This window comes from Streptococcus caledonicus, assembly GCF_042656225.1.
In the GTDB taxonomy this organism is placed as follows: domain Bacteria; phylum Bacillota; class Bacilli; order Lactobacillales; family Streptococcaceae; genus Streptococcus; species Streptococcus caledonicus.
Genome location: NZ_JBHSOJ010000026.1, coordinates 70711 through 70944, shown reverse-complemented (window position 1 = coordinate 70944; position 234 = coordinate 70711). Strand labels below are relative to the sequence as shown.

1 pseudogene is annotated in these 234 nt (G+C 44.0%); it reads right to left on the bottom strand.

Annotated features, from left to right (window positions below):
* A pseudogene (locus tag ACFPQ3_RS09700) lies at positions 1 to 234 on the bottom strand (IS110 family RNA-guided transposase); the annotation flags it as partial.

The following is a 234-nucleotide window of genomic DNA, read 5'->3' as shown; positions in this document are numbered from 1 at the left end:
AACTAGCTTTTCGTAGCTGAGGAGATATTCGGTTAGGATTTCAGCATACAGTCCTACTGGTTGGAGCGACTGAAGCCATTTCACATGCTTCTGAGTCCAGTGACTAGCACCGTTTGTATATCGAAACTCATGGCGAAGACAGAAGGCTAAAATCTGTTGCTTGATTTTCTTGAGAGCCAATTGATGGTCTGTCCTCATTCGGATATACTCTTTGACTTGTTCATCCTCTGCCGT